The 22,919-nt window shown below is 45.5% G+C and carries 21 protein-coding genes and 1 pseudogene; 20 read left to right on the top strand and 2 right to left on the bottom strand.

The features are described from left to right. Positions 1–22: 22 nt before the first annotated feature. The 17 genes and pseudogenes from rlmN to DXE37_RS06850 all read left to right on the top strand — a co-directional run bounded on the left by rlmN (position 23) and on the right by DXE37_RS06850 (position 19,221). A complete protein-coding gene (gene rlmN, locus DXE37_RS06935) occupies positions 23–1,255 on the top strand; it encodes a dual-specificity RNA methyltransferase RlmN (protein ID WP_269460303.1) in 1,233 nt (410 codons plus the stop codon). 12 nt (positions 1,256–1,267) lie between these two features. Next, complete coding sequence (gene ispG, locus DXE37_RS06930; protein ID WP_114637002.1) at positions 1,268–2,536, top strand: flavodoxin-dependent (E)-4-hydroxy-3-methylbut-2-enyl-diphosphate synthase; 1,269 nt, start codon at positions 1,268–1,270, stop codon at positions 2,534–2,536. Positions 2,537–2,583: 47 nt separating this feature from the next. Beyond that, positions 2,584–3,924, top strand: a complete 1,341-nt coding sequence (gene hisS / locus DXE37_RS06925; protein WP_114637562.1) for a histidine--tRNA ligase — start codon at positions 2,584–2,586, stop codon at positions 3,922–3,924. Positions 3,925–3,972: 48 nt separating this feature from the next. Further along, positions 3,973–4,632, top strand: coding sequence for a YfgM family protein (locus tag DXE37_RS06920; protein WP_114637001.1), 660 nt, complete (start codon positions 3,973–3,975; stop codon positions 4,630–4,632). Next, positions 4,632–5,777 (top strand): outer membrane protein assembly factor BamB, encoded by a 1,146-nt coding sequence (bamB, locus tag DXE37_RS06915; RefSeq protein WP_114637000.1) that lies wholly within the window; start codon positions 4,632–4,634, stop codon positions 5,775–5,777. Before DXE37_RS06920 ends, bamB begins: the two co-directional genes overlap by 1 nt. Continuing rightward, positions 5,774–7,138: a ribosome biogenesis GTPase Der gene (gene der / locus DXE37_RS06910; RefSeq protein ID WP_114636999.1), complete on the top strand. Its 1,365-nt coding sequence runs from the start codon at positions 5,774–5,776 to the stop codon at positions 7,136–7,138. Before bamB ends, der begins: the two co-directional genes overlap by 4 nt. Before the next feature lie 203 nt (positions 7,139–7,341). Next, positions 7,342–7,584 (top strand): RNA chaperone Hfq, encoded by a 243-nt coding sequence (gene hfq / locus DXE37_RS06905; protein ID WP_114636998.1) that lies wholly within the window; start codon positions 7,342–7,344, stop codon positions 7,582–7,584. Between the two features lie 70 nt (positions 7,585–7,654). Beyond that, positions 7,655–8,823, top strand: a pseudogene (gene hflX, locus DXE37_RS06900) (GTPase HflX). Then, positions 8,813–10,336: an FtsH protease activity modulator HflK gene (gene hflK / locus DXE37_RS06895; RefSeq protein WP_114636997.1), complete on the top strand. Its 1,524-nt coding sequence runs from the start codon at positions 8,813–8,815 to the stop codon at positions 10,334–10,336. Before hflX ends, hflK begins: the two are co-directional and overlap by 11 nt. Then, entirely contained in the window at positions 10,336–11,205 is an 870-nt protein-coding gene (gene hflC / locus DXE37_RS06890) for a protease modulator HflC (protein ID WP_114636996.1), read from the top strand. The genes hflK and hflC overlap by 1 nt, the downstream gene beginning before the upstream one ends. A gap of 20 nt (positions 11,206–11,225) precedes the next feature. Further along, positions 11,226–12,389 carry an ATP phosphoribosyltransferase regulatory subunit gene (locus DXE37_RS06885; protein ID WP_114636995.1) on the top strand — a complete coding sequence of 388 codons (1,164 nt, stop codon included), beginning with the start codon at positions 11,226–11,228 and terminating at the stop codon, positions 12,387–12,389. Between the two features lie 60 nt (positions 12,390–12,449). Further along, positions 12,450–13,790, top strand: coding sequence for an adenylosuccinate synthase (locus tag DXE37_RS06880; protein WP_114636994.1), 1,341 nt, complete (start codon positions 12,450–12,452; stop codon positions 13,788–13,790). A gap of 66 nt (positions 13,791–13,856) precedes the next feature. Further along, positions 13,857–16,070, top strand: a complete 2,214-nt coding sequence (locus tag DXE37_RS06875) for a malate synthase G (protein WP_114636993.1) — start codon at positions 13,857–13,859, stop codon at positions 16,068–16,070. 80 nt (positions 16,071–16,150) lie between these two features. Continuing rightward, positions 16,151–16,648, top strand: coding sequence for a hypothetical protein (locus DXE37_RS06870; protein ID WP_114636992.1), 498 nt, complete (start codon positions 16,151–16,153; stop codon positions 16,646–16,648). A gap of 595 nt (positions 16,649–17,243) precedes the next feature. Continuing rightward, positions 17,244–18,395 carry an MFS transporter gene (locus DXE37_RS06860; protein ID WP_231971220.1) on the top strand — a complete coding sequence of 384 codons (1,152 nt, stop codon included), beginning with the start codon at positions 17,244–17,246 and terminating at the stop codon, positions 18,393–18,395. Beyond that, entirely contained in the window at positions 18,347–18,643 is a 297-nt protein-coding gene (locus tag DXE37_RS06855) for a dienelactone hydrolase family protein (protein ID WP_197713136.1), read from the top strand. Before DXE37_RS06860 ends, DXE37_RS06855 begins: the two co-directional genes overlap by 49 nt. Positions 18,644–18,720: 77 nt before the next feature. After that, on the top strand, positions 18,721–19,221 hold the full coding sequence (locus DXE37_RS06850; RefSeq protein WP_114636991.1) for a hypothetical protein: 501 nt from the start codon (positions 18,721–18,723) through the stop codon (positions 19,219–19,221). Here the strand turns inward: DXE37_RS06850 and DXE37_RS06845 are convergent. Both DXE37_RS06845 and DXE37_RS06840 read right to left on the bottom strand, forming a co-directional pair. Further along, entirely contained in the window at positions 19,207–19,467 is a 261-nt protein-coding gene (locus tag DXE37_RS06845; protein WP_231971219.1) for a hypothetical protein, read from the bottom strand. The genes DXE37_RS06850 and DXE37_RS06845 overlap by 15 nt on opposite strands. Before the next feature lie 41 nt (positions 19,468–19,508). Beyond that, complete coding sequence (locus tag DXE37_RS06840) at positions 19,509–20,492, bottom strand: APC family permease (RefSeq protein WP_231971218.1); 984 nt, start codon at positions 20,490–20,492, stop codon at positions 19,509–19,511. A gap of 281 nt (positions 20,493–20,773) precedes the next feature. Between DXE37_RS06840 and DXE37_RS06835 the strand changes: the two genes are divergently transcribed. The 3 genes from DXE37_RS06835 to DXE37_RS06825 are packed head-to-tail and all read left to right on the top strand — an operon-like array spanning position 20,774 to position 22,468. After that, positions 20,774–21,031, top strand: coding sequence for a hypothetical protein (locus tag DXE37_RS06835; protein WP_162786215.1), 258 nt, complete (start codon positions 20,774–20,776; stop codon positions 21,029–21,031). Continuing rightward, positions 21,031–21,501 (top strand): amidohydrolase family protein, encoded by a 471-nt coding sequence (locus tag DXE37_RS06830; RefSeq protein ID WP_114636987.1) that lies wholly within the window; start codon positions 21,031–21,033, stop codon positions 21,499–21,501. The genes DXE37_RS06835 and DXE37_RS06830 overlap by 1 nt, the downstream gene beginning before the upstream one ends. After that, positions 21,452–22,468, top strand: coding sequence for an amidohydrolase (locus DXE37_RS06825; RefSeq protein WP_231971217.1), 1,017 nt, complete (start codon positions 21,452–21,454; stop codon positions 22,466–22,468). Before DXE37_RS06830 ends, DXE37_RS06825 begins: the two co-directional genes overlap by 50 nt. Positions 22,469–22,919 lie beyond the last annotated feature (451 nt).

The following is a 22,919-nucleotide window of genomic DNA, read 5'->3' as shown; positions in this document are numbered from 1 at the left end:
TATTTATCTATAAGTAGGCGCATTGACCTCCCCGCGCGTAAATCTCTTAGATTTTGACGCTGACCAAATGGCGGCGTATGTCGCGGGGTTGAATGAAAAGCCCTTTAGGGCCAAACAACTCATGCAGTGGATACATCAACGTGGTGTATCGGACATTAATGACATGAGTGATTTAGCAAAAAGCTTTAGAGCAACTTTGCTAGGCAAAGCAGAAGTACTTTCTCTTCCTATTATTAAAGATGAGCACGCGCTCGATGGCACCCGCAAGTGGTTGCTGGACGTGGGTGCTGGCAATGCTGTGGAGTCCGTATTTATTCCTGAGGATGATCGAGGTGCCTTGTGCATCTCTTCTCAGGCAGGTTGTGCGGTTAATTGCCGCTTTTGCTCTACTGGACATCAAGGTTTCTCACGTAATCTCACTCTCGGTGAAATCATCGGGCAACTTTGGTTTGCAGAACATCTTTTGCGTAATGATCCGCAAGCAGTTCGCAGAATTGAAAAATACCCCACCCCTGGTTGGGAACATACGGGTCGTGTCATCTCTAACGTAGTGATGATGGGCATGGGCGAACCATTACTCAATTATGACAATGTAGTCTCAGCGTTGCGTTTAATGTTGGACGATAGGGCGTATGGTTTATCGCGTCGTCGCGTAACTGTTTCAACATCTGGCGTTGTGCCAATGATTGATCGTTTAGCGCAGGACTGCCCAGTTGCGCTGGCGGTTTCATTACATGCACCCAATGATGTATTGCGTGATCAATTAGTACCCCTCAATCAAAAGTATCCACTACGTGAATTACTCGACGCGTGCGAGCGTTACTTGCCATTCGCCCCAAGAGATTTCTTAACCTTTGAATATTGCATGCTCGATGGCGTGAATGATTCCGATATTCAGGCTAAAGAATTAGTGCGCTTATTAAAAAACATCAAGTGCAAAATTAATCTGATTCCTTTCAATCCTTTCCCAGAGTCAGGCTTAAAGCGCTCGTCAGCGCAGCGCGTAAACACCTTTGCTGGCATTTTGTTGGATGCCGGTATGGTGGCTACTGTACGCAAGACGCGCGGTGATGATATTGCTGCGGCTTGTGGTCAGTTGGCCGGAGATGTTGTAGACCGTACTCGTGTGCGCGAACGCGCTGTCCATAATGCTGAGATCGAACTCACCGAGGTGGAGTCTGATGATGACTCAGAGGATGAGTTCAATGAGCAGTCTAAAGAGCATCCTATTGAATGGCTCAAAAAGTTAAAGTAAAGACTCATCTAGATGAACTCCAATAATTTATTGCCACCGTTACCGCTGGGACCATCGCTCAAAAGAATGACGCGTCAAGCAACCGTCGCTTGGAAAACCAATGTCATTACTGTAGGGGGCGATGCTCCAGTCCGTGTGCAGTCAATGACCAATACTGACACTGCAGATGCAGTGGGTACTGCCATTCAGGTAAAAGAATTAGCCCGTGCAGGCTCCGAGATGGTTCGCATTACAGTGAATACTCCTGAAGCTGCTGCTGCCGTTCCTTATATTCGTGAGCAGCTAGATGAGATGGATATCTTGGTTCCGTTGATTGGCGACTTTCATTACAACGGCCACACTTTATTAAATGATTTTCCAGAGTGCGCTAAAGCGCTTTCTAAGTACCGCATTAATCCCGGTAACGTGGGTAAGGGCGCTAAACGTGACCCCCAATTTGCCCAAATGATTAAAGCAGCTTGCAAATACGATAAGCCTATTCGCATCGGCGTGAACTGGGGTAGCCTAGACCAAGACTTATTGGCATCCATTATGGATAGCAATGTAGCGCTAGCAGTACCAAAAACTGCCCAAGAAGTCATGATTGAGGCATTAATTCAGTCTGCATTGCAGTCCGCAGAAAAGGCTGTAGAACTGGGCATGAACCCAGATCAAATTTTGTTATCTTGCAAAGTAAGCAACGTGCAAGATTTAGTCGCCGTGTATCGTGATCTTTCCCGCCGTTCAGATTACCCACTGCATTTGGGATTAACTGAAGCAGGTATGGGAAGTAAAGGAATTGTGTCTTCTACTGCTGCAATGGGTATCTTGCTGCAAGAGGGGATTGGCGACACCATTCGCGTTTCCTTGACGTCTGATCCAGGTGCGCCTCGTGAAAACGAAGTTATCGTTGCTCAAGAGATACTGCAAACGATGGGCCTGCGCAACTTCACACCGATGGTGATTGCCTGTCCAGGTTGCGGTAGAACGACTAGTACAACATTCCAAGAGTTGGCTGCCAACATTCAGTCTTATTTACGTCAACAAATGCCTGTTTGGAAGAAAACCCATCCTGGCGTTGAGAATATGAATGTCGCTGTCATGGGTTGCATCGTGAATGGCCCAGGTGAAAGCAAACATGCCAATATTGGTATTTCTTTACCAGGAACAGGCGAAACTCCTGCAGCGCCAGTGTTTGTGGATGGTGTTAAGGTAAAAACCTTACGCGGTGAGAAAATTGCTGAAGAGTTTCAGGTGATTGTTGACGAGTACGTTAAACAACATTACGCAGCCAAGGTTTAAACAGAACTAAGTAATAAGAAAAGCAATTGCAAAACAATAATAAAAAAATGACTGATCAAAGCAAAGAGCCCAAAGCACCAGTGGCGCAATCCAAAGTGCAGAAAATCAATGGCGTGCGCGGCATGAATGATTTGCTGCCAGTGGATGCTGCGCAGTGGGCCCATATTGAGCATGTCTTGCGCGACCTCACGCGTGCTTATGGATATGAGTTTTTGAGAACGCCGATTGTTGAGGCCACTGCAGTATTTCAGCGCGGTATCGGGGAAGTGACTGACATCGTTGAAAAAGAGATGTATTCCTTTGAGGATCGCTTAAACGGTGAACAACTCACCTTACGCCCTGAGGGCACTGCAGCATTGGTGCGTTCTGTTATTGAAAATAATTTACTGTACGAAGGACCTAAGCGTCTTTGGTATACCGGACCGATGTTTCGTCATGAGCGCCCACAACGCGGTCGGTATCGTCAATTTCACCAGTTTGGTATCGAGGCACTCGGTTTTGCTGGCCCTGATATCGATGCAGAAATTATTCTCATGGGCCAACGCTTATGGGATGAGCTCGGTTTAAAGGGTGTGCGTTTAGAGATTAATTCTTTGGGTCAAGCCCCAGAGCGCGCTCAGCATCGTGCTGCTCTCGTAACTTATTTTGAACAACATCAAGACCAATTAGATGAAGATTCAAAACGTGGCTTGATGAGCAATCCTTTGCGTATCTTGGATTCAAAAAATCCTGAGATGCAAGCATTGATTGAAGGTGCGCCAAAGTTATTAGATTTTTTGGACGAGGAGTCACTCCAGCATTTCAATGCCTTACAAGATATTCTCAAAGTCAATAACATTCCCTGCAAAATTAATCCTCGTTTAGTGCGCGGCCTGGACTATTACAACCTCACAGTATTTGAGTGGGTGACAGAGGAGTTGGGTGCTCAAGGAACGATTGCTGGTGGTGGTCGTTATGACCCTTTAATTGAGCGTATGGGTGGTAGAGCTGCTCCAGCGTGTGGTTGGGCAATGGGAATGGAACGTGTTCTCGAGTTGATGAAAGTGTCTGGATCCCTTCCAGAGGCTCAATCACTCTGCGATATATTTGTTTTACATCAGGGTGGTGAGACTTTGACAACGGCAATGATTATTGCCGAGCGCTTACGCAGTGCCGGTATTGATACCATCCTTTTCTGCCCTCCAGATGGTCAATCTGCAAGCTTTAAATCCCAAATGAAGAAGGCAGATGCTAGTGGGGCAGCCTTTGCGGTCATTATTGGACCGGATGAATTGGCTAAGAATGAGGCGCAACTCAAGGATTTGCGTGGCACAGGCGAGCAGAAGGCTGTTCCCTTAGATGGTGTCCTAGAAGCTGCAATTGACGCCTTAGTAGGCGCCTCCGAATAGAATTAGCCTAATACATTAATAATTACTCATAAATCAGTTTGGATTGATATGCCTTTAGATCTAGAAGAACAAGAACAGTTAGACCAATTCAAAGCGTTTTGGCAAAAGTATCGCAATCTCATTACTGGGGTAGTGACAGCAGCTTTATTTGCTTATGCAGCCTATAGCGGCTATCAATGGTGGCGTAATAGCCAGGCTTTAGAAGCATCCAAGTTGTATGAAACGATGATGAGTGCTATTGCCAAGGGTGACAAGGATCAAACTTTGAGAGCGGCAGATGATCTGCAAAAGGATTTTAAGCGCACCCCATATTCCGCGATGGCTAGTTTGGTAGCTGCTCGCATTGCTGCTGATGCGGGAGAAAGTGCAAAAGCTTTAGATTATTTACGCTGGGCTGCTAAGAATGCATCCAATGATGGTTACCTCGCATTAGCAAAACTACGTTTGGTTTCTTTATTGGTTGAGCAGGGCAGTGAAAAAGATTTCGCTGAAGCCGATCAAATCCTTAATGAAAAATCCATCATTGGTTTTGAAGCACTCTGGCTTGAGCGTCGTGGCGACTGGTATTTAGCTCAAAAGAAAAATGAGCAAGCTAAGCAAAGTTATCAAGATGCCTGGAAAAAATTAGACCAAGCAAAAGAATTTCCGGAAGAGGCGCGTCGTCTCTTGAAGGTTAAATTAGATGCTGTTGGAGGAGTTGCTCAGTGATGACAAGACAGATGAAGCGATTAAGCGCGGCCTTAGTATTGGGTTCCATAGTCATTGCTTTAGCTGCATGCGGCGGTAATGCAAGGGTTAAGAAGCCTGCTGAATTAGTAGCAGTTACAAACCAATTTGATTTGCAGCCAGTTTGGTCCACTAGCGTTGGTTCATCAGAGTCTTTTAATTTTCATCCCATTGTTGCTGGCGATGCAGTCTACGCTGCTTCCCATAGCGGCAATCTAGCAAAGATTGATTTGGCAACTGGCAATAAAGTCTGGTCAGTTTCTGTTCCGGAGCGTTTAGCGATTGGCCCAGGATCTGATGGCAGAACTACTGTTGCTGTGAGTACCAAGGGTATGGTCTATGCCTATGATGATACGGGCAAGAAAATTTGGAACGTCAGTGTGGGCAGTGAAGTATTGAGTGAGCCAGTAGTTGCGGCGGGCATAGTCGTAGTGCGTGCACTCGATAATCGTTTCATTGGTCTGGATGCTACTACTGGTGCGCGTAAGTGGACTTATCAGCGCCAGCAGTCTGCTCTGTCGTTGCGAGTGGGTTACGGCATGTTAGCAATTGGTAATGAGGTAATCGTTACCGGATTCACGGGCGGACGTTTTGGCATAATTGCCATTGCCAATGGCGGCTTAATTTGGGAGACCCCAGTGTCCTTTCCAAAAGGCTTTTCAGAAATTGAGCGCTTGAACGACGTCACCGCAAAGCCAAGCATGGAAGGTGAAATCATCTGCGCGGTTTCTTATCAAGGACGCATTGGTTGCGGTCAAGCACGTACCGGTAATCTATTGTGGTTTAAAGATTATTCAAGCTATACCGGAACTGCGCAAAGTTCAGAAATGGTTTTCTCTGCTAACGAAAAATCCTATGTCACTGCCTTTGCAACAAAAGATGGTACTCAGGTTTGGGAAAACACGCAATTGACTTATCGCGATGTGGGTGAACCACTCACAGTAGGTCGAGTATTGTTGCTTGGTGATGCTCAAGGCTATATCCATGCATTTTCACAGGCGAACGGCGAGCTCGTAGCGCGTATTCGTCATGACAGTAGTCCAATCTCGGCTGCCCCCATTGCGGTAGGTGACCTCATCTTGGTTCAGTCTCAAGGTGGAAAACTAGCGGCGTACAGTCCAAAATGAATCCAGTCATCACCATCGTCGGCCGTCCTAATGTTGGAAAGTCGACACTCTTTAATCGCTTAACGCGTTCACGCGATGCATTGGTGGCTGATTTTTCAGGCCTAACCAGAGATCGACATTATGGCAAAGGCCGCATTGGCGAACGCGCATTTATTTGCGTAGATACCGGCGGCTTTGAACCTGTTGCTAAGACTGGCATTGTTGCTGAAATGGCAAATCAAACGAAGCAAGCTGTTGCTGAGTCTGACATTGTCATTTTCTTAGTGGATGGTCGCCTTGGCATGGCGCCACAGGATCGAGTGATTGCGGATTTCTTGCGTAAGACGGGAAGACCAGTTATTTTGGCTGTCAATAAAACTGAAGGCATGCAAGCGGGCGTAGTGACTGCAGACTTTCATGAGCTTGGTTTGGGTGAGCCTTTTCCGATTTCATCAGCACATGGCGATGGAGTGCGCGGCTTAATTGATGACGCATTAGATTCGCTGGGCATTGCTGAGCCAGACGAAGATGAGTTAGCGAACGATCCTAATCGGCCGATGAAGATTGCGGTAGTAGGGCGACCTAACGTCGGTAAATCTACATTGATCAATAAGTTGATCGGTGAAGAGCGCGTCATTGCCTTTGATATGCCAGGAACCACGCGTGATGCCATTGAAGTTCCATTTGAGCGCAATGGCAAACCTTACATCTTGGTAGATACTGCTGGTCTTCGCCGTCGTGGAAAAGTATTTGAAGCGATCGAGAAATTCTCAGTAGTAAAAACATTGCAAGCGATTGCAGACTGCAATATAGTGATCTTGGTGTTAGATGCTCAGCAAGATATTTCTGAGCAAGATGCTCATATCGCTGGATTTATTGTTGAAGCAGGCCGTGCATTAGTGGTGGCAGTCAACAAGTGGGATGGTATTGATGCCTACGTTAAAGAACGTGCGCGCTTAGAGATTGCTCAAAAGTTACGCTTTTTGGATTTTGCGAATGTTCACCCTATCTCGGCGAAGAAGGGTACGGGTTTAAAAGAGTTATTTAAGGATGTGGACGCAGCCTATGCTGCTGCAATGGCAAAACTGCCTACCCCACGCTTAACTCGTATCTTGCAAGAGGCAATCGAGCATCAGCAACCAAAACGGGTGGGTATGGGCCGTCCAAAATTACGTTATGCACACCAAGGGGGCATGAACCCCCCAATTGTGGTGATTCATGGGACATCCTTAAGTGGGGTGACTGATAGCTATAAGAGATACTTAGAAGGCCGTTTTAGAGACGTCTTTAAATTACGTGGCACACCTTTACGTATTCAGATGAATACTGCAAAGAACCCCTATGTCGATGCAGATAAGGGTAAAAAAGGCAAAAAACGTTAATTTAGGCTAAGCTTTCATGCGAAGGCTGAGATGGGCTTGATTTTTCTAAAAATCAGCCCAATATAGGGTGTTCAGAAAGTGGGTTTTTCTCAGTCATTGGAAGTGAACAGTATTGAGTTAGTAATCGGTAGTGAAAATTGGAATTTAATTAAAAAAGCAAGACTCCCAAAAAAGTAGTTAACAAAAGATAAATAAGGGGCAGTATGAATAACAACAAAATTCAATTACTTCAGGATCCATTCCTTAATGCTTTACGCAAAGAGTATGTTCCTGTTTCGATCTATTTAGTGAATGGTATTAAGTTGCAAGGCAATATTGAATCCTTCGATCAATATATTGTCCTCTTACGTAATACCGTGACACAGATGGTTTACAAACATGCAATCTCCACGATCGTTCCTGCTCGTGCGATTGATTTCCGTTTAGAAGAAGCTGGCTCTGTATAAAACTGGAGTTGATGCTGCTCGCGCTGTTCTAGTGGGAGTAGATACAGGGCGCGAGGATTTTGCGGATAGCATGGCCGAACTCAGCCTACTGGCTGATAGTGCCGGCTCCATACCTGCAGCTAGCGTGATAGCTCGCAAGGGCAGGACTGACCCTGCTTTATTTATTGGCTCGGGTAAGGCTAATGAGCTCAAGCGAGTAATGGAAGAACAAGGCGCAGAACTGGCTATCTTCAATCATCCGTTTTCTCCGACCCAGCAGCGTAATTTAGAGCGCCATATTGGCTTTCATGTGGTGGACCGCACGGGTTTGATCTTGGATATCTTTAGTCAAAGAGCCCAAAGTCACATTGGTAAAACTCAGGTTGAGCTGGCTCAAGTACGCTACCGAATGTCTCGTTTGGTTAGGGCTTGGAGTCACTTAGAACGTCAGCGTGGCGGTATTGGTGTGCGAGGTGGTTCTGGTGAACCCCAGATGGAGTTGGACCGCCCGGATGTTGGCGACCAAAGCAAAGCGCTTAGAAAAAAACGAATTAGAAAAACTGCAACGTTAGCAAAGAACCCAAAGACGGGCGCGGAATCGTAAAGATGTGTTTTCAGTCTCTTTGGTTGGATATACCAAAGCTGGTAAATCGACCCTGTTTAATGCCCTAACTACGGCGGGGACTTATGCAGCAGATCAGCTATTTGCCACCCTAGATGCGACCTCCAGAAAGGTTCACTTGGAAGGGGTTGGCTCAATCGTGGTTTTCGATACCGTTGGATTTATACGAGATTTACCCCACCAGTTGGTCGTGGCCTTTAGGGCCACTTTGGACGAAACCATCCCATGCTGACCTGATTTTGCATGTAATAGACGCTTGTAGCCCCGTCGCAAGAGAGCAAAAGGCGGAAGTGGAGGCGGTTTTAGAGGAAATTGGGGTAGATGACATTCCCAGAATTGAGGTCATGAATAAGATCGACCAAATGCCTCAAACCTTTACTTGTGGCGCGGCATTAGAGCGGGATAACCAGGGTTTTCCAAGCCAGGTTTTCCTGTCAGCCAAGATGGGCTTGGGCCTTGATTTACTTCGTTCAGCCCTGGCCGAATGCTCCCAAATGACTGATAGAATGAGGGTCGAGCACAACCGTGCCAAGAAGTTATTGGCCCCGGATGAGTTTTTAGAGCCTTTACCCGAACGACCAGATACTTCTGAATTTAATCCGATTTCCAACCGAAGCTACTTTTCTAATGATGCGTAAATTTCTCGATCTGTTTTCGGTCAATGATCCAGGTTGGGGCAATAGCCACAATTCTGGCGGATCTAAAGATGCCAAAGATGGGCAGGGAGATCAGCAAGCTCCAAAAGCGGAACCAGACACCAATAAACCGGTAGAAACGCAGTCAGGCAATCGTCCACCAGTTCAGCCAACTAAGCCTGATGGACCTCCTCCTGGCTTGGATGAACTATGGCGTGATTTCAACGACAGAATCGCTGGCATCTTTGGAGGCAATAAAAAACCGGGTGCAACGGGTTCTTCCACAAACAAGCCAAGCAGCACAGATATTCCTCCGCCATCGCAACGTGGTAATGGAGGCAATGGTGGTGGAAGCGGCGGCTTTAGCGCCCCTAACCTCAAGTTCAGTAACCCATTTGGTTCTAAAGCAAGCTTCCTCATTGCAGGCGCCGCGGTCTTTTTCATGTGGGTGTGCAGTGGCTTCTTCATTATTCAAGAAGGTCAAGCGGGCGTTATCCTGACGTTTGGAAAATATGACTACACCGCAAAGCCTGGTATTAACTGGCACATGCCGTGGCCGATTCAGTCTGAAGAGACGGTGAATTTATCTGGCGTACGCTCAGTAGAGGTAGGGCGCCCTGTGTTGATCAAGGCAACCAATCAAAAAGACTCCTCCATGTTGACTGAGGATGAAAACATTATTGATGTGCGTTTTGCCGTGCAGTACCGCCTTAAAGCTCCAACAGATTATTTATTCAATAATCGCGATCCGGATATGGCTGTTGTGCAAGCAGCGGAGACTGTAGTTCGTGAAATTGTTGCGCGCAGCAAAATGGATACCGTGTTGTATGAGGGTCGTGAAAAGATTGGTATTAATTTAGCAAATTCCATTCAGAAGATTTTGGACAGCTATAAAACCGGTATTTATGTGACTAGTGTGACCGTGCAAAATGTGCAGCCACCAGAACAAGTGCAAGCAGCCTTTGATGATGCAGTCAAAGCAGGTCAAGACCAAGAGCGTTTAAAGAGTGAAGGACAGGCTTATGCCAACGATATTATTCCGCGCGCTAAAGGTACTGCAGCCCGTCTTATTCAAGAGGCTGAAGGCTATAAAGCGCGCGTGGTAGCAACTGCAGAAGGTGATGCAACACGTTTCAAACAAATTTTGGTTGAGTATTCCAAAGCACCTCAAGTAACACGTGATCGAATGTACATCGATAGCATGCGTGAAATGTATAATAACGTCACGAAGATCTTGGTGGACACCACGAAGAGTAATAGTCTTTTATATCTTCCTTTGGATAAGATCGTTGCACAGGTGAGTGCTGAAAGTGCTCAAGCAGCCAATACACAATCCAATCCATCGGGAGCTGCTACTCCAACAGGTAGCGTAACAGTGGGTGGAGCTACTGGAACTAACACTACAAGTACCTCTAGCGCCTCTTCAGGATCAACCTCCGCGCCGCAAGTACCTGCAGCGAATAATTCATTGGATAAACGAGATGGTTTCCGCAGTCGTGATCGGGAGGCCAGATAATGAACGCTAACCGCTTAATTGCAGCAGTCATTGGTTTTATTGCGCTGATATATATTCTGTCGTCCAGTATTTTTGTTGTAGACCAACGTAAGTTTGCCGTTGTGTTTTCTTTTGGCCAAATTGTGCGTGTGATTGAAAACCCCGGCATTCAGATGAAGTTTCCTGCGCCATTTGAAAGTGTGCGCTTTTTTGATCGCCGCATTCTCACGATTGATAATCCAGAAGCAGAGCGCTTTATTACTGCTGAGAAGAAAAATCTCTTGGTAGATTCTTATGTGAAATGGCGCATTGTTGATCCGCGTAAGTTCTTTATCAGCTTTAAGGGTGATGAGCGTTTGGCGCAAGATCGTTTAACCCAACTGGTTCGCTCAGCCTTAAATGAAGAATTCACTAAACGTACTGTTCGTGAATTGATCTCGGACCAGCGCGAAGAAGTGATGCAAGGTATCCGCAAGAAGGTAGCTGACGATGTATCCGATATTGGCGTTGAAATCGTTGATGTGCGCACGAAGCGTGTTGATCTTCTCGCTGAGATCAGCGACTCGGTCTATCGTCGCATGGAAGCAGAGCGTAAGCGGGTGGCTAATGAGCTTCGTTCAACAGGTGCAGCTGAATCTGACAAGATTCGTGCCAATGCAGAACGTCAACGCGACACAATCTTGGCTGAAGCCTATCGGGACGCCCAAAAAATTAAGGGCGCGGGCGATGCTAAAGCAACTGCGCTCTATGCAGAGGCTTTTGGGCGCGATCCTCAATTTGCTCAGTTCTATCAAAGCTTAGAAGCTTATAGAAATTCGTTCAAGGATAAGAAGGATGTCATGGTGGTTGAGCCTAATGGCGAGTTCTTCAAGTTCCTGCATAAAAAATAAGAAAGCGCATAGTTCACATCATGAATCGTTGGCTACTTCCTGAAGACGTTGCAGATGTATTGCCTGCTGAAGCTCGCAAGGTAGAGTCTTTGCGTCGCGCTATTTTGGATTTATACCAATCGTATGGTTACGAGCTGGTCACGCCCCCCATATTGGAGTTCTTAGATTCTTTATTGACGGGCACTGGCTCAGATCTCAATCTACAAACCTTTAAGTTGGTAGATCAACTCTCTGGTCGAATATTGGGCTTGCGTGCAGATATCACGCCGCAAGTAGCTCGAATTGATGCTCACTTGTTAAATCGTGCAGGTGTCACGCGCCTTTGCTATGCCGATTCTGTTGCTCACGCTCGCACCCCTGTTGGTAGTTCGGCGCGTGAAGAGCTGCAGCTTGGCGCAGAAATTTATGGATGCGCTACTTGGGAAGCCGATCTGGAGGCAATTACCTTATTGCTCAAGACGCTCTCTATTGCTGGTATGAAGAAGGTCTATCTAGATCTCTCGCACGCTGGCATTTTGGCGGGCATCCTAGATGGTCAAAACCTTAATAAAGAAACGATCGAATCTTTGTACGGTTTATTACAAAGCAAGGACCGTCCTCGCTTAAGTCAATGGGCCACTTGCTTGCCGCCAACAGTTGCTAATGCGCTAGTGGCGTTGACTGAACTCAACGGTCCCTGCGCTGAAGTATTGGCAAAAGCTAAAAATAGCTTGCCTAAGCATTTCATGATTGATCAGGCGATTGCGGATCTTGAGCGTTTGGTGGCAGCAGCAGCCAAATTGTCTGTGAATTTAGAGTTGAGCATCGATTTAGCTGATTTACGCGGGTACCAATATCATAGTGGCGTGATGTTTGCGGCTTATGTTAATCAGTTGCCTCAGCCTATTGCAAGAGGTGGCCGCTATGACCATGTTGGTCAAGCCTTTGGGCGTCCACGTCCTGCAACAGGTTTCTCATTAGATCTATTAACCCTCGCACATTTATCTCCAATCAATGTGCAACAACTGGCTATTTTGGCGCCTTGGATTGAGGACGCTACGTTAGACCAGGCGATCATAAAGTTGCGTGATTCGGGTGAGGTAGTAATACAGGTTCCGAAGGGCGAGAACGTAGAGTCTGCCATTTACGAATGCGATCGAGAATTGGTGAAGCAGGGTAACTCTTGGGAAGTAAAGAAAAAGTAGGGCAGTACATTAAAGCAGTGAACAGTTAAATCATTGTGCCATTATTTTTTGGATTTCATTATGTCTTCAAAGCAGCAAGCTAAAGGTCGTAACGTAGTTGTCATTGGCACCCAGTGGGGTGATGAAGGCAAAGGTAAGGTGGTGGATTGGTTAACTGATCACGCGCAAGCGGTGGTTCGTTTCCAGGGTGGTCATAATGCTGGCCATACTTTGATCATCGGCGACAAGAAGACGATTCTGCGTTTGATTCCCTCTGGGATCATGCATAAAAATGTAATCTGCTATATCGGCAACGGTGTAGTGCTTTCACCTGAAGCGCTCTTTAAAGAGATTGGTGAGTTAGAGGCTGCTGGTTTAGATGTGCAATCGTGCCTCAAAATTTCTGAAGCAACTACATTGATTCTGCCTTATCACGTAGCCATTGATCATGCGCGCGAGAAGAAGCGTGGCGAAGCGAAGATTGGTACGACTGGCCGCGGAATTGGGCCTGCATATGAAGATAAAGTTGCTCGTCGCGCCTTACGCGTACAAGATTTGTTCTACCCAGAAAAATTTGCAGAGCAGTTGCGTGAAAACTTGGAATACCACAATTTCATGCTGACGAATTACTATGGTGCAGAGCCTGTGAATTATGAAAAGACTCTTGCTGAAGCGATGTCTTATGCAGAACGACTCAAGCCGATGGTGGTGGACGTTTCTAGTGCTTTATATGCTGCCGAACAAGCCGGTCAAAATCTACTATTTGAAGGTGCGCAAGGTACCTTGCTAGATATCGATCATGGCACCTATCCTTATGTCACTTCTAGTAACTGCGTAGCTGGTAACGCTGCCGCAGGTTCTGGAGTGGGCCCCGAGTCTTTGCAATACATCTTAGGTATTACTAAAGCGTATTGCACCCGTGTTGGCGCTGGTCCTTTCCCAAGCGAACTCTATGACCATGACAATCCTGAAAAGCAAGACCCGATTGGCGTGCGTTTGGCTGAAGTGGGTAAAGAGTTTGGTTCTGTCACAGGACGTCCACGTCGCACTGGTTGGTTGGACGCCGCTGCCTTGAATCGCTCAATTCAGATCAATGGCTTGTCTGGTTTATGCATTACTAAATTAGACGTATTAGATAGCTTGGAAACCATCCGCTTATGCGTGGGTTACACATTAGACGGTAAGAAATTAGATGTATTACCATGCGGCGCAGAATCTGTTGCCCGCTGCCAACCAATTTATGAGGATTTCCCGGGCTGGAAGGGCACTACCTTCGGCATTCGCGAGTGGGATCAGTTGCCAATTGAAGCGCAGAACTTCTTGCGCCGTATCGAGGAAGTCGCCGGCAAGCCGATTGCCATGGTTTCCACTGGCCCAGAACGTGATGAAACCATCCTCCTTCAGTATCCTTTTCAGGATTGATGGAAAATATTTGGATTCGTAATTAACTAAGCCTTTTTATTAACTTTTGTTCAAGAAAATATCAACATGACTGCGCGCACAACCTGCAATAGCCTTCAAGTGGCCACCCCTTTATATCGCTTTATTGAAGATAAAGTTCTTCCAGGTACAGGCATTAAGAGTGTTGATTTTTGGAAAGGTTTTGATGAGATCGTCAAAGACTTAACTCCAAAAAATGATGCATTGCTTGCAAAGCGTGATCGCATTCAATTGGATTTAGATAAATGGCACCAAGCGAACCCAGGCCCAATCGCAGATATGCCTGCATACCGTAAGTTCTTAAAAGAGATTGGTTGCTTAGATGAAGTGCCAGGAAAAATTACTGCTACCACCAAGAATGTAGATGATGAATTAGCGCTACAAGCTGGACCTCAATTAGTGGTGCCAGTTCTGAACGCTCGCTATGCATTAAATGCTGCTAATGCGCGTTGGGGCTCCTTATATGATGCTTTATATGGTACCGATGTTCTTTCTGAAGAAGATGGTGCCATCAAGACTGGTGCATACAATCCGATTCGTGGCGCAAAAGTAGTTGCTTATGCTCGCAATTTCTTGGATCAATCAGCACCTTTGGCAATAGGATCCCATCGTGATTCAGTTGCTTATACCGTGGACGGTAATAAGCTTGTAGTGCAATTAAAAGATGACAGCAGTACAGGTTTGGTCGATGAGAAGCAATTCGTGGGCTATCAAGGTGAGGCTGCTGCGCCAAGCTCTATCTTGTTGCGCAATAACGGTATTCACATTGATATCGAAATTAATAAAAACAAAACTATTGGCGCTAGCGATCCTGCCGGAATTAATGACGTTGTATTAGAGGCAGCACTCTCTACGATTTTGGACTTGGAAGATTCGATCGCTGCAGTTGATGGCGACGACAAAGTGCTTGCATATGAAAACTGGCTTGGTATTTTGAAGGGCACCTTGGTTGAGGAAGTGAAGAAGGGCGACAAAACAATTACTCGCACTCTCAATCCAGACCGTAAATACAAAGCCGGCATCGGTGCGGTTGATGCAAAAGACGGTATTGTTACTTTGCATGGTCGCTCACTCTTGTTCCTCCGTAACGTTGGACACTTGATGACTAATCCAGCCATCATTACTGGTGAAGGCAAAGAGATTTATGAAGGCATTTTGGATGCAGTAGTTACAGTATTGATTGCTTTATATGACATTAATCGTCCGGCAAGCCAAGCAATCGGCAACACACGCAAGGGCTCTGTTTATATCGTTAAGCCAAAAATGCATAGTCCTGAAGAAGTTGCTTTTGCAGGTGAACTCTTTGGTCGTGTAGAAAAATTGCTCGGCTTACCAGCAGATACTGTGAAGCTAGGCATCATGGATGAAGAGCGTCGCATGAGTGCCAACATCAAAGCAGCGATCGCCGCGGCGGGCGCACGTGTTGCGTTTATTAATACTGGATTCTTGGATCGCACTGGCGATGAAATGCACACAGCCATGTATGCCGGTCCAATGATGCGTAAAGGCGATATGAAAACCAGTAAGTGGTTATCTGCCTATGAGCGTCGTAACGTGTTTGCAGGCTTGGATTGTGGTCTGCGTGGTCGCGCTCAAATTGGTAAGGGAATGTGGGCAATGCCTGACATGATGAAAGCCATGGTTGAGCAAAAGATTGTTCATCCAAAAGCAGGTGCCAACACTGCTTGGGTTCCTTCCCCTACTGCAGCTACATTGCATGCCTTGCATTACCACCAAGTCAATGTTGCTGAACTCCAAAAAGAGATGGAAAAGCTCGACACTGCTGCAGAAGCTGAAGCGTTGATTAATGATTTGTTGACTATTCCGGTAGTTGAAAAAGCAAACTGGTCCAAAGAAGAAATTCAGCAAGAGTTAGACAACAATTGCCAAGGTATCTTGGGTTATGTGGTGCGTTGGATTGATCAAGGCGTTGGTTGCTCCAAGGTGCCAGATATTCATAACGTCAGCTTGATGGAAGACCGTGCAACATTGCGTATTTCTAGTCAGCATATTGCTAACTGGTTACTCAATGGCATTGTGACTGCAGATCAAGTAAACGAGACTTTGCAGCGCATGGCTAAGGTGGTGGATGGTCAGAATGCTGGCGATCCTTTATACAAGCCGATGATGCCAAATTACCAAGACTCGTATGCTTATAAAGCAGCTAGTGACTTGATCTTCAAAGGTCTTGAGCAGCCAAATGGCTATACCGAGCCACTACTGCATGCATGGCGTTTAGAAGTCAAGAAAGCCAACGCATAATCAGTAACTAAATCTGGCTTGCAGTCTGATAAAATGGATTTGCCTAAAAAGCAAATCCATTTTTTATTACTCCCTTTTATATGTTCGGCTTTCTAAACCCCTTCGCTAAAGTACATACTAGCTTTCCATTTCAGTTCAATGATGGTGGCAGGGCGGATGCTGGTTTTAAAGGTGGTGCAGGCGATTGTATGGTGAGGTCCATTGCGATTGCTGCAAATTTACCTTATATGCAAGTCTATGAGGATCTCAGACTCGCCAATGAAACTTATGCCCAACTCAGAAATGATCGTCTAGCTAAAAGATTGAATGCAAAGGGCTCGTCTCCGCGAAACGGTAATCACCGCAATGTATTCCATGATTATATTTTGGGTCTTGGCTTTAACTGGGTGCCAACGATGAAGGTAGGAGCAGGATGTCAAGTGCATTTGCGGCCAAATGAACTTCCCAATGGCATATTGATTGCCAAAGTATCAAAGCATGTTTGCGCTATTATGGATGGCGTCATTCACGATACGCATGATCCATCAAGAGGTGGAAATCGGTGCGTCTATGGCTACTACATCAAGAGACAGCGCTAGGATTTTTCTGATGGTGTTTGAGGTTCCAGGCTGCTTTATAATCGCTAGTCATGGTAATCATGACCGATGTGGTCCATGCTATTGAGAACAATCTTGAGAAGGAGATAAAGAAGGCAAGACTTTTCCAGCCTGTCGGAAGGATAGCTTGCACAAATCCCACCGTGGGTGTAACAGCTCCTCACACGAACATCATGGCGTCTATGCCATTGTCAATTAAATTGAGTGAAGTCATAAAGATGGTCCAGATGATAATTTCCGAAATATGGACTAATGCGATAAAGAAGAAGGACGCATAAAAGTGGAAAAATACGCGGTTATATTGTCTGCTCTTGATATTTTGATTGGTCAATCTCTCAAAGCGCATGATGATGAAATTGATCTAGCCGCCATGAAAAAAGTACCAGGATAAGACCTAAAATCCCATACAGAATGTCTCTGATCAGCGGGAGAAGGGGGATGCCAGCTAGAGTGGCATTGGCTGATAAATTCATTGGTAATCGACATAGATTTGACTGGATCTTAAAGGGTGTTGGATGAGCAAATATCTTCATCAGGGTTGACAATGTCATATTGACTAGCCCAAGTAAAGCTGCCCTTGAATAACATCTCACATGCCATTGAAACCAAGAAGCGAGAGCGCTTTTTCTTGTTTTCTCTAGCGGGAATTCGATTTACCCACATCTTAGATTTCATGATCATGATGCCTTTGGGGCCTGATTTTATTCGGGTACTCAATATCAATACGCATCAATTTGGCCTATTACTTTCTTCTTACACTTTTGCAGCTGTTGCAGCCGGAATTTTGGCTACTTATTATGTAGATCGCTTTGAGCGCAGGCAGCTCCTGTTGACTTTATATGCATGCTTCATTATTGCGACTCTTGCCTGCGGCTTTGCGCTCAATTACGAATTACTCTTTATTGCCCGAGCCTTTGCTGGCGCATTTGGTGGCATCTTAGGTTCATTGGTACAAACAATTGTGGCTGACGCCATTCCGTTTGAGCGAAGAGGGAAGGCATTAGGAACAGTGATGGCTGCATTTTCAGTTTCAACCGTTGCTGGCGTGCCATTAGGGCTATTTTTAGCAAACCATATTCCATCCTTAGGATGGCGGGCGCCGTTCTTTTTTATTGCCATCATCTCAGCACTCATTCTGTATTTAGGCTACCTCAATATTCCAAAGATAGCGGGGCACCTAAATCACGTCCATGAAGGTAGTCGATTGAGTCAAATCGCTCGGATACTGACGGCTCGTCAGAATATCAAGGCCTTTATTTTTATGGGCTTCATTATGATTACCGGTTTCTCGGTGATTCCTTATATAGCGCTGTACCTCACATCGAACGTCGGTATTAGTAACTCCTATATCTCATTAATCTATTTGTGTGGTGGCATCGCTACGCTGATGAGCTCTCGCTTTATCGGGCACATGTCAGATCAGCATGGCAAGGTGAAGGTTTTTAGAATTTTGGCAATTGCTAGTTTGGTGCCTTTGCTGGTGACCACCAATTTACCGGTCACTCCTTTATGGCTGGTGCTAATTAATTCAACGGCATTTTTTATCCTCGTTTCAGGGAGAATGATTCCAGCCATGGCCATGGTGAGTCAGGTGGTGGAAAGCAAGATTCGCGGAACCTTTATGAGCTTAATTGGCTCGATGCAAATGCTTTCTTCTGGAATAGCCTCAGTATTAGCGGGATGGGTGGTGCCCTCACCATTCTTGCAGCATGCAATGTCCCAGAGTTAGATGGATCGATTGTTTGGTGCGGTAACCCACCGTTAGAGTATGTCAATGCATCTGCCATCACGAAGCCTATGCTTGGGCACTGGGCTACCCATGATGAATTTTTTCCAATCGCTGGTGTAGACCAGTTAGAAGCAAAGCTCAAAGAAGCGGGCGTCAATTACGAATTTCATCGCTATGACACCAAACATGCTTTTGCCAATCCCAAGTCCGATGTACGTGGGCTTGCCTCCCTTGAGGTACAACGCTGAAGCGGCTCAGCTTGCCTGGGACCGTACATTGAGCTTTTTACAAAAATACATTAACAATTAGTCCTTTTTGAATCACCATGTACTTATTTGCTGAAAATCTCGCCGTCGAAATTTCTACTTATTACCGAAACCTAGCCTTAGGTCATGGCGTGGTTCCCAAGGTATTTACCTTAGTCGATGGTGAGGGCGACCAATACCTCTTTTTTATCGATGATTTGCCGATGGAAAATGAGGAAGAGAAAAATCAGTTTCTTGCCTATATTGTTCAAGAGCATGAAGCTGTTTGTTATGCTCGGGGAACTTTAGTTATCGTTGAAAAAAATCAACAGTATATTGAGTTTGCAGTAATAGATCGTGATGATGCGGATGCGATTGTTTGCTTAGCCGAGCTCACAAGAGATATGGAAGATAAACCCATTGGCTTAAGTGAATTTGACAAAACCTTGGTCAAAAAGAGCACCATTATTTTTGGACATCTTTTTGAGAAGATTCAATTGTCTGATAGCAAGATGGAAGATTTTGAAAGTCTGTGGCTAGAAATGAAATCTAAAATCCTACATCGCTCAATGGGGCTTTAATTTATTTCTAAAGTAATTGCGGGCGATTGCTTCTACAGCAAAAGATCCGATAAGAGCGCTGACTAAGGCAATTGCACTTCCTGGTGCGGTCTCCTCGATGACGTTAGTAAATAAAGTGATAAACAAGCTGAGGTTGATGATAATAGCCGCCCAAAGTGGCCAGAGTTTGGCACCAGTTTGCTTGCGCACTCGAATGTGTCCATAAGTTACCGCGGCATACACCAATAAAAAGGCAAGGCTAGCCATTTTCCCAATGACATTTAGCGGAAAGGCTATTACCAAAATAATCACAATAAACGCTGATGCTGCCAAGGCTCGCATCTCAGTTTTAAAACGGAACCGCCTAGAGCTTCAGAGATTGAGCCCTTCTTTGCCATATCAGCAGCGATATTAGATGCTGCAAAAATGGTAGCGTTTAAAGCGGCAGCGCAAGCCAAGAGAGCGGATGTGCCAATGACGATAAAACCTGTTTTACCAGCAACGATTTGCGCAGCATCCGCTAGGACATGGCCGCTATATTTCACTATTTGTGCCTGCGAAAGAAGGAGTATGACTGCTAGCTGACTAGTACATAGGCTTGTTACCATAATGAGCGCAGAGAACATGGCTAAAGGTAGTTCTTTTTGCGGCTCTTGCATGGCATTGGAAGAATTTGTTACTACGCCAAAACCTTGATAGTTGATATGGAGGATGCCTGTAGCAATAGCAATACCATTGATAGACCAACTGGATATTTCAAAGTTCTGAATATTCGCTACATGAATGCCTTCGGCAGAAAAGAGTAGCAGGGCAATAGTCACAAAACCAATGGCAAGTGATTCTGCGGTGCCAACAATATCGGTGCCTAATAAATTTACCCCTGCGCAAAGAATGACAATTCCTACGCCAACCATTTTTACCTCTAAAGCGGATAAAGATCCACCTAGCAAGGTATTGGTGTATTCCGCAAAGCCAGCGGCATAAAGTGCAGCTGCAATGAAGTAGGCAATGTATTGAAAAATATTGAGGCCGCCAGAGATGACTCCTGGTCCAAAGCTCATGACTGTAAATGTCGCAGGCCCTCCGCTGCTTGGAAAAGTAGCGCCTAGTTTGGCATAGGAGTAGACCGAAAATGAAGCGGCAATAGCACCCAGTAAAAAAGCCAAAGGAATATGGGTGTCTGCATGTGAACTAGCAGTCCCTAATAGGGAGAAGAGACCGGCACCCATCATGCCCCCAATACCTAGGACCGTTGCTGAAAAAAGGCTAATGCCTTTACTTTTGTTGCTCAAGTTTTTGAGTAAGGCCTGATTCAATGGGGTGATTAATCTTCATACGGTTAAAGCAAGAATTTATAGGGGTGCCTCATATTAAAGCCATATGAGAGTCAAGGTTATTTAGCCCCAAGATGGGGCAATAGCATGGGGAGGGTAATCGAGGCTTTGGTCGATTTTCAGAGGGTTTTCCAGACCCGCAATTGGCTATAGAAAGTGACACGAATTTCATACATGGGCGGCATAATTTCTGAGCATTGATAACCAACAACTACCAATCATTACCTACAAGGACTCTTGTGAATAAATTTAAATGCAATGTGATTGCAAAATCTATTTCAACTTTAGTGATGTGTTCTGTTCCGCTTTTCGCTTCAGCAGAAATTCAAATTCTCAAGGCTTCCACCATCATTACGATAGATGATAAGAATCCGCGCGCAGAAGCAATTGCTTTTGATACCGCCACTAAAAAAATTACTGCTGTCGGTTCTCTCAAAGATGTTCAAGCATCAGCACCAAACGCAAAAGTAAAAGACTTGGATACTACAGCATTTTAATGCCTGGTTTTATTGATTCGCATAATCACCCAATTCTTTCCGGAGTCTCTACCCAAGCACCGGCATATTGGGTTGCTCCGTATGTAGGTTATAAAACTTGGGCAGATGTACAAGCAAAGATTTTGCAAGCAGATAAAGAAGCAAAACCCGGGGTGCCGCTGGTATTTAACGGCGTTGATCGCATGTTGCAACAGGCGCCAACGCCAACTAGAGATATTTTAGATAAATTAACCCCGAGCGGTCGTCCGATTATTGTGATTGATAACTCAGGCCATATCGTGTACTTCAACTCAGGAACCATCAAAGCATTGGGCTGGAAGGACGGTAAGCCACCTGCTGATCCAGTAGGTGGTAGTTTTGGTTGCAATCCTGATGGCACATCAAATGGTTTGGCGAATGAGGTAGCCGCTGAAATGGCAGTTGCCGGTCCAATTTTATTCCGAAGGCCATTCCAAACCCATTGCTTCTAGCGCGGAGTGGTACGCCCTGATGGCGAAAAATGGCATTACTGCAACATCTGAGCATGCCTATAGCACCAATCAGTACAAGGCTTATGCAGCACTAACTTCTGTGCCCGACAGCCCTTTAAGAATGCACGTGTATCACATGGCTGTGGATTCTGATGCCGGCGTTAAAGTGACTTGGCCTGATCCGAGTATGGTTCGTAAAAATGGTATCAAGCTCTGGGCTGATGGCAGTCCATGGGTCGGAAATGTGGCGCTGAGCTTCCCATACTTAGAAAATCAACGCACTAAGGATGCGCAGATGATTATTGGGCTATTGGGCGAGAAGGGCATGAACTACACTCGTCTGCAGTTGGACAGGCTGTTAGATAAGTTTGCGCCGATGGGTTATCAAATGGCATTCCACTACAATGGTGACGTAGGCTTTGATGTGGTGTTGGATGCTTATGAGTACGCTCTGAATAAATATAAATTGATCGGTACTGATCATCGCTGGCGTGTTGAGCACTTGGGTGCTGCTCGTGGAGATCAATTCCAGCGAGCAAAACGTTTGGGCGTAACCGTTTCATTAGCGCCATTCCAATGCATCTATTGGGGAGACTTGTTAGACGGTACGATGTTTACGCCTGAACTCGGCTCACAATGGCAGCGTGTTAATGATGCCTTCAAGGCTGATATCCATCCATCTTTCCACAATGATGGCTCCGTATCTCCTCCAGATACATTGAGAAACATTCAGCACATGGTGACTTGTACTACTGACTCTGGCAAGGTGTATGGCGCTAATCAGGCGGTAACGATGGAGCAGACACTCAAAGCTTCCACTATCAATGGCGCTTATCAACTCAAGCGTGATAAAGAAATTGGATCTCTTGAAGTAGGTAAGTATGTTGACTTGGTAGAACTCTCTGCAGACCTCACAACTGTTAATCCGAATGAGATCAAAGAAAAGGTCAAAATTCAAGGTACATAGCCTGGTGGTAAGAAAATTGATGTCGCTAAGTTCATCAACGAAATTAAAGCGATTGATCCTAAAGAGCGCAAAGGGCTTGCAGGATCTGCTATGCAAAACGTGCATAGTCATTAAACAGCATTAATAGGTATTAAAAAGAAAGCCCTGCCTTCGGGCGGTTTTTCTTTGCTCCTAACTAATTCCATGGGATTAGTTCCGCGCAATGAAGCTCCTATGGTCAGTTATTTGGCCTCTGTAGAAATCTAAGCCATCTTAGAGACCGAAAAGGGCCTGGTTAGATGGGGTTGCAATTTATCTTTAAAAGCAATTATTAGTTGTGTATATTAAACATGTCTCAGAGTTTACATACTGCATTCTGTGTCGAATCTAATAAGTAAATAAATTAATAATTTCTTGAAAAATATGACAACGACTATCAAACATTTTATAGCTTCATGCGCTTTATTTAGTG

The sequence above is a fragment of the Polynucleobacter necessarius genome (assembly GCF_900095205.1).
Taxonomy (GTDB): domain Bacteria; phylum Pseudomonadota; class Gammaproteobacteria; order Burkholderiales; family Burkholderiaceae; genus Polynucleobacter; species Polynucleobacter necessarius_E.
This window is presented reverse-complemented; position numbering and strand designations above follow the sequence as displayed.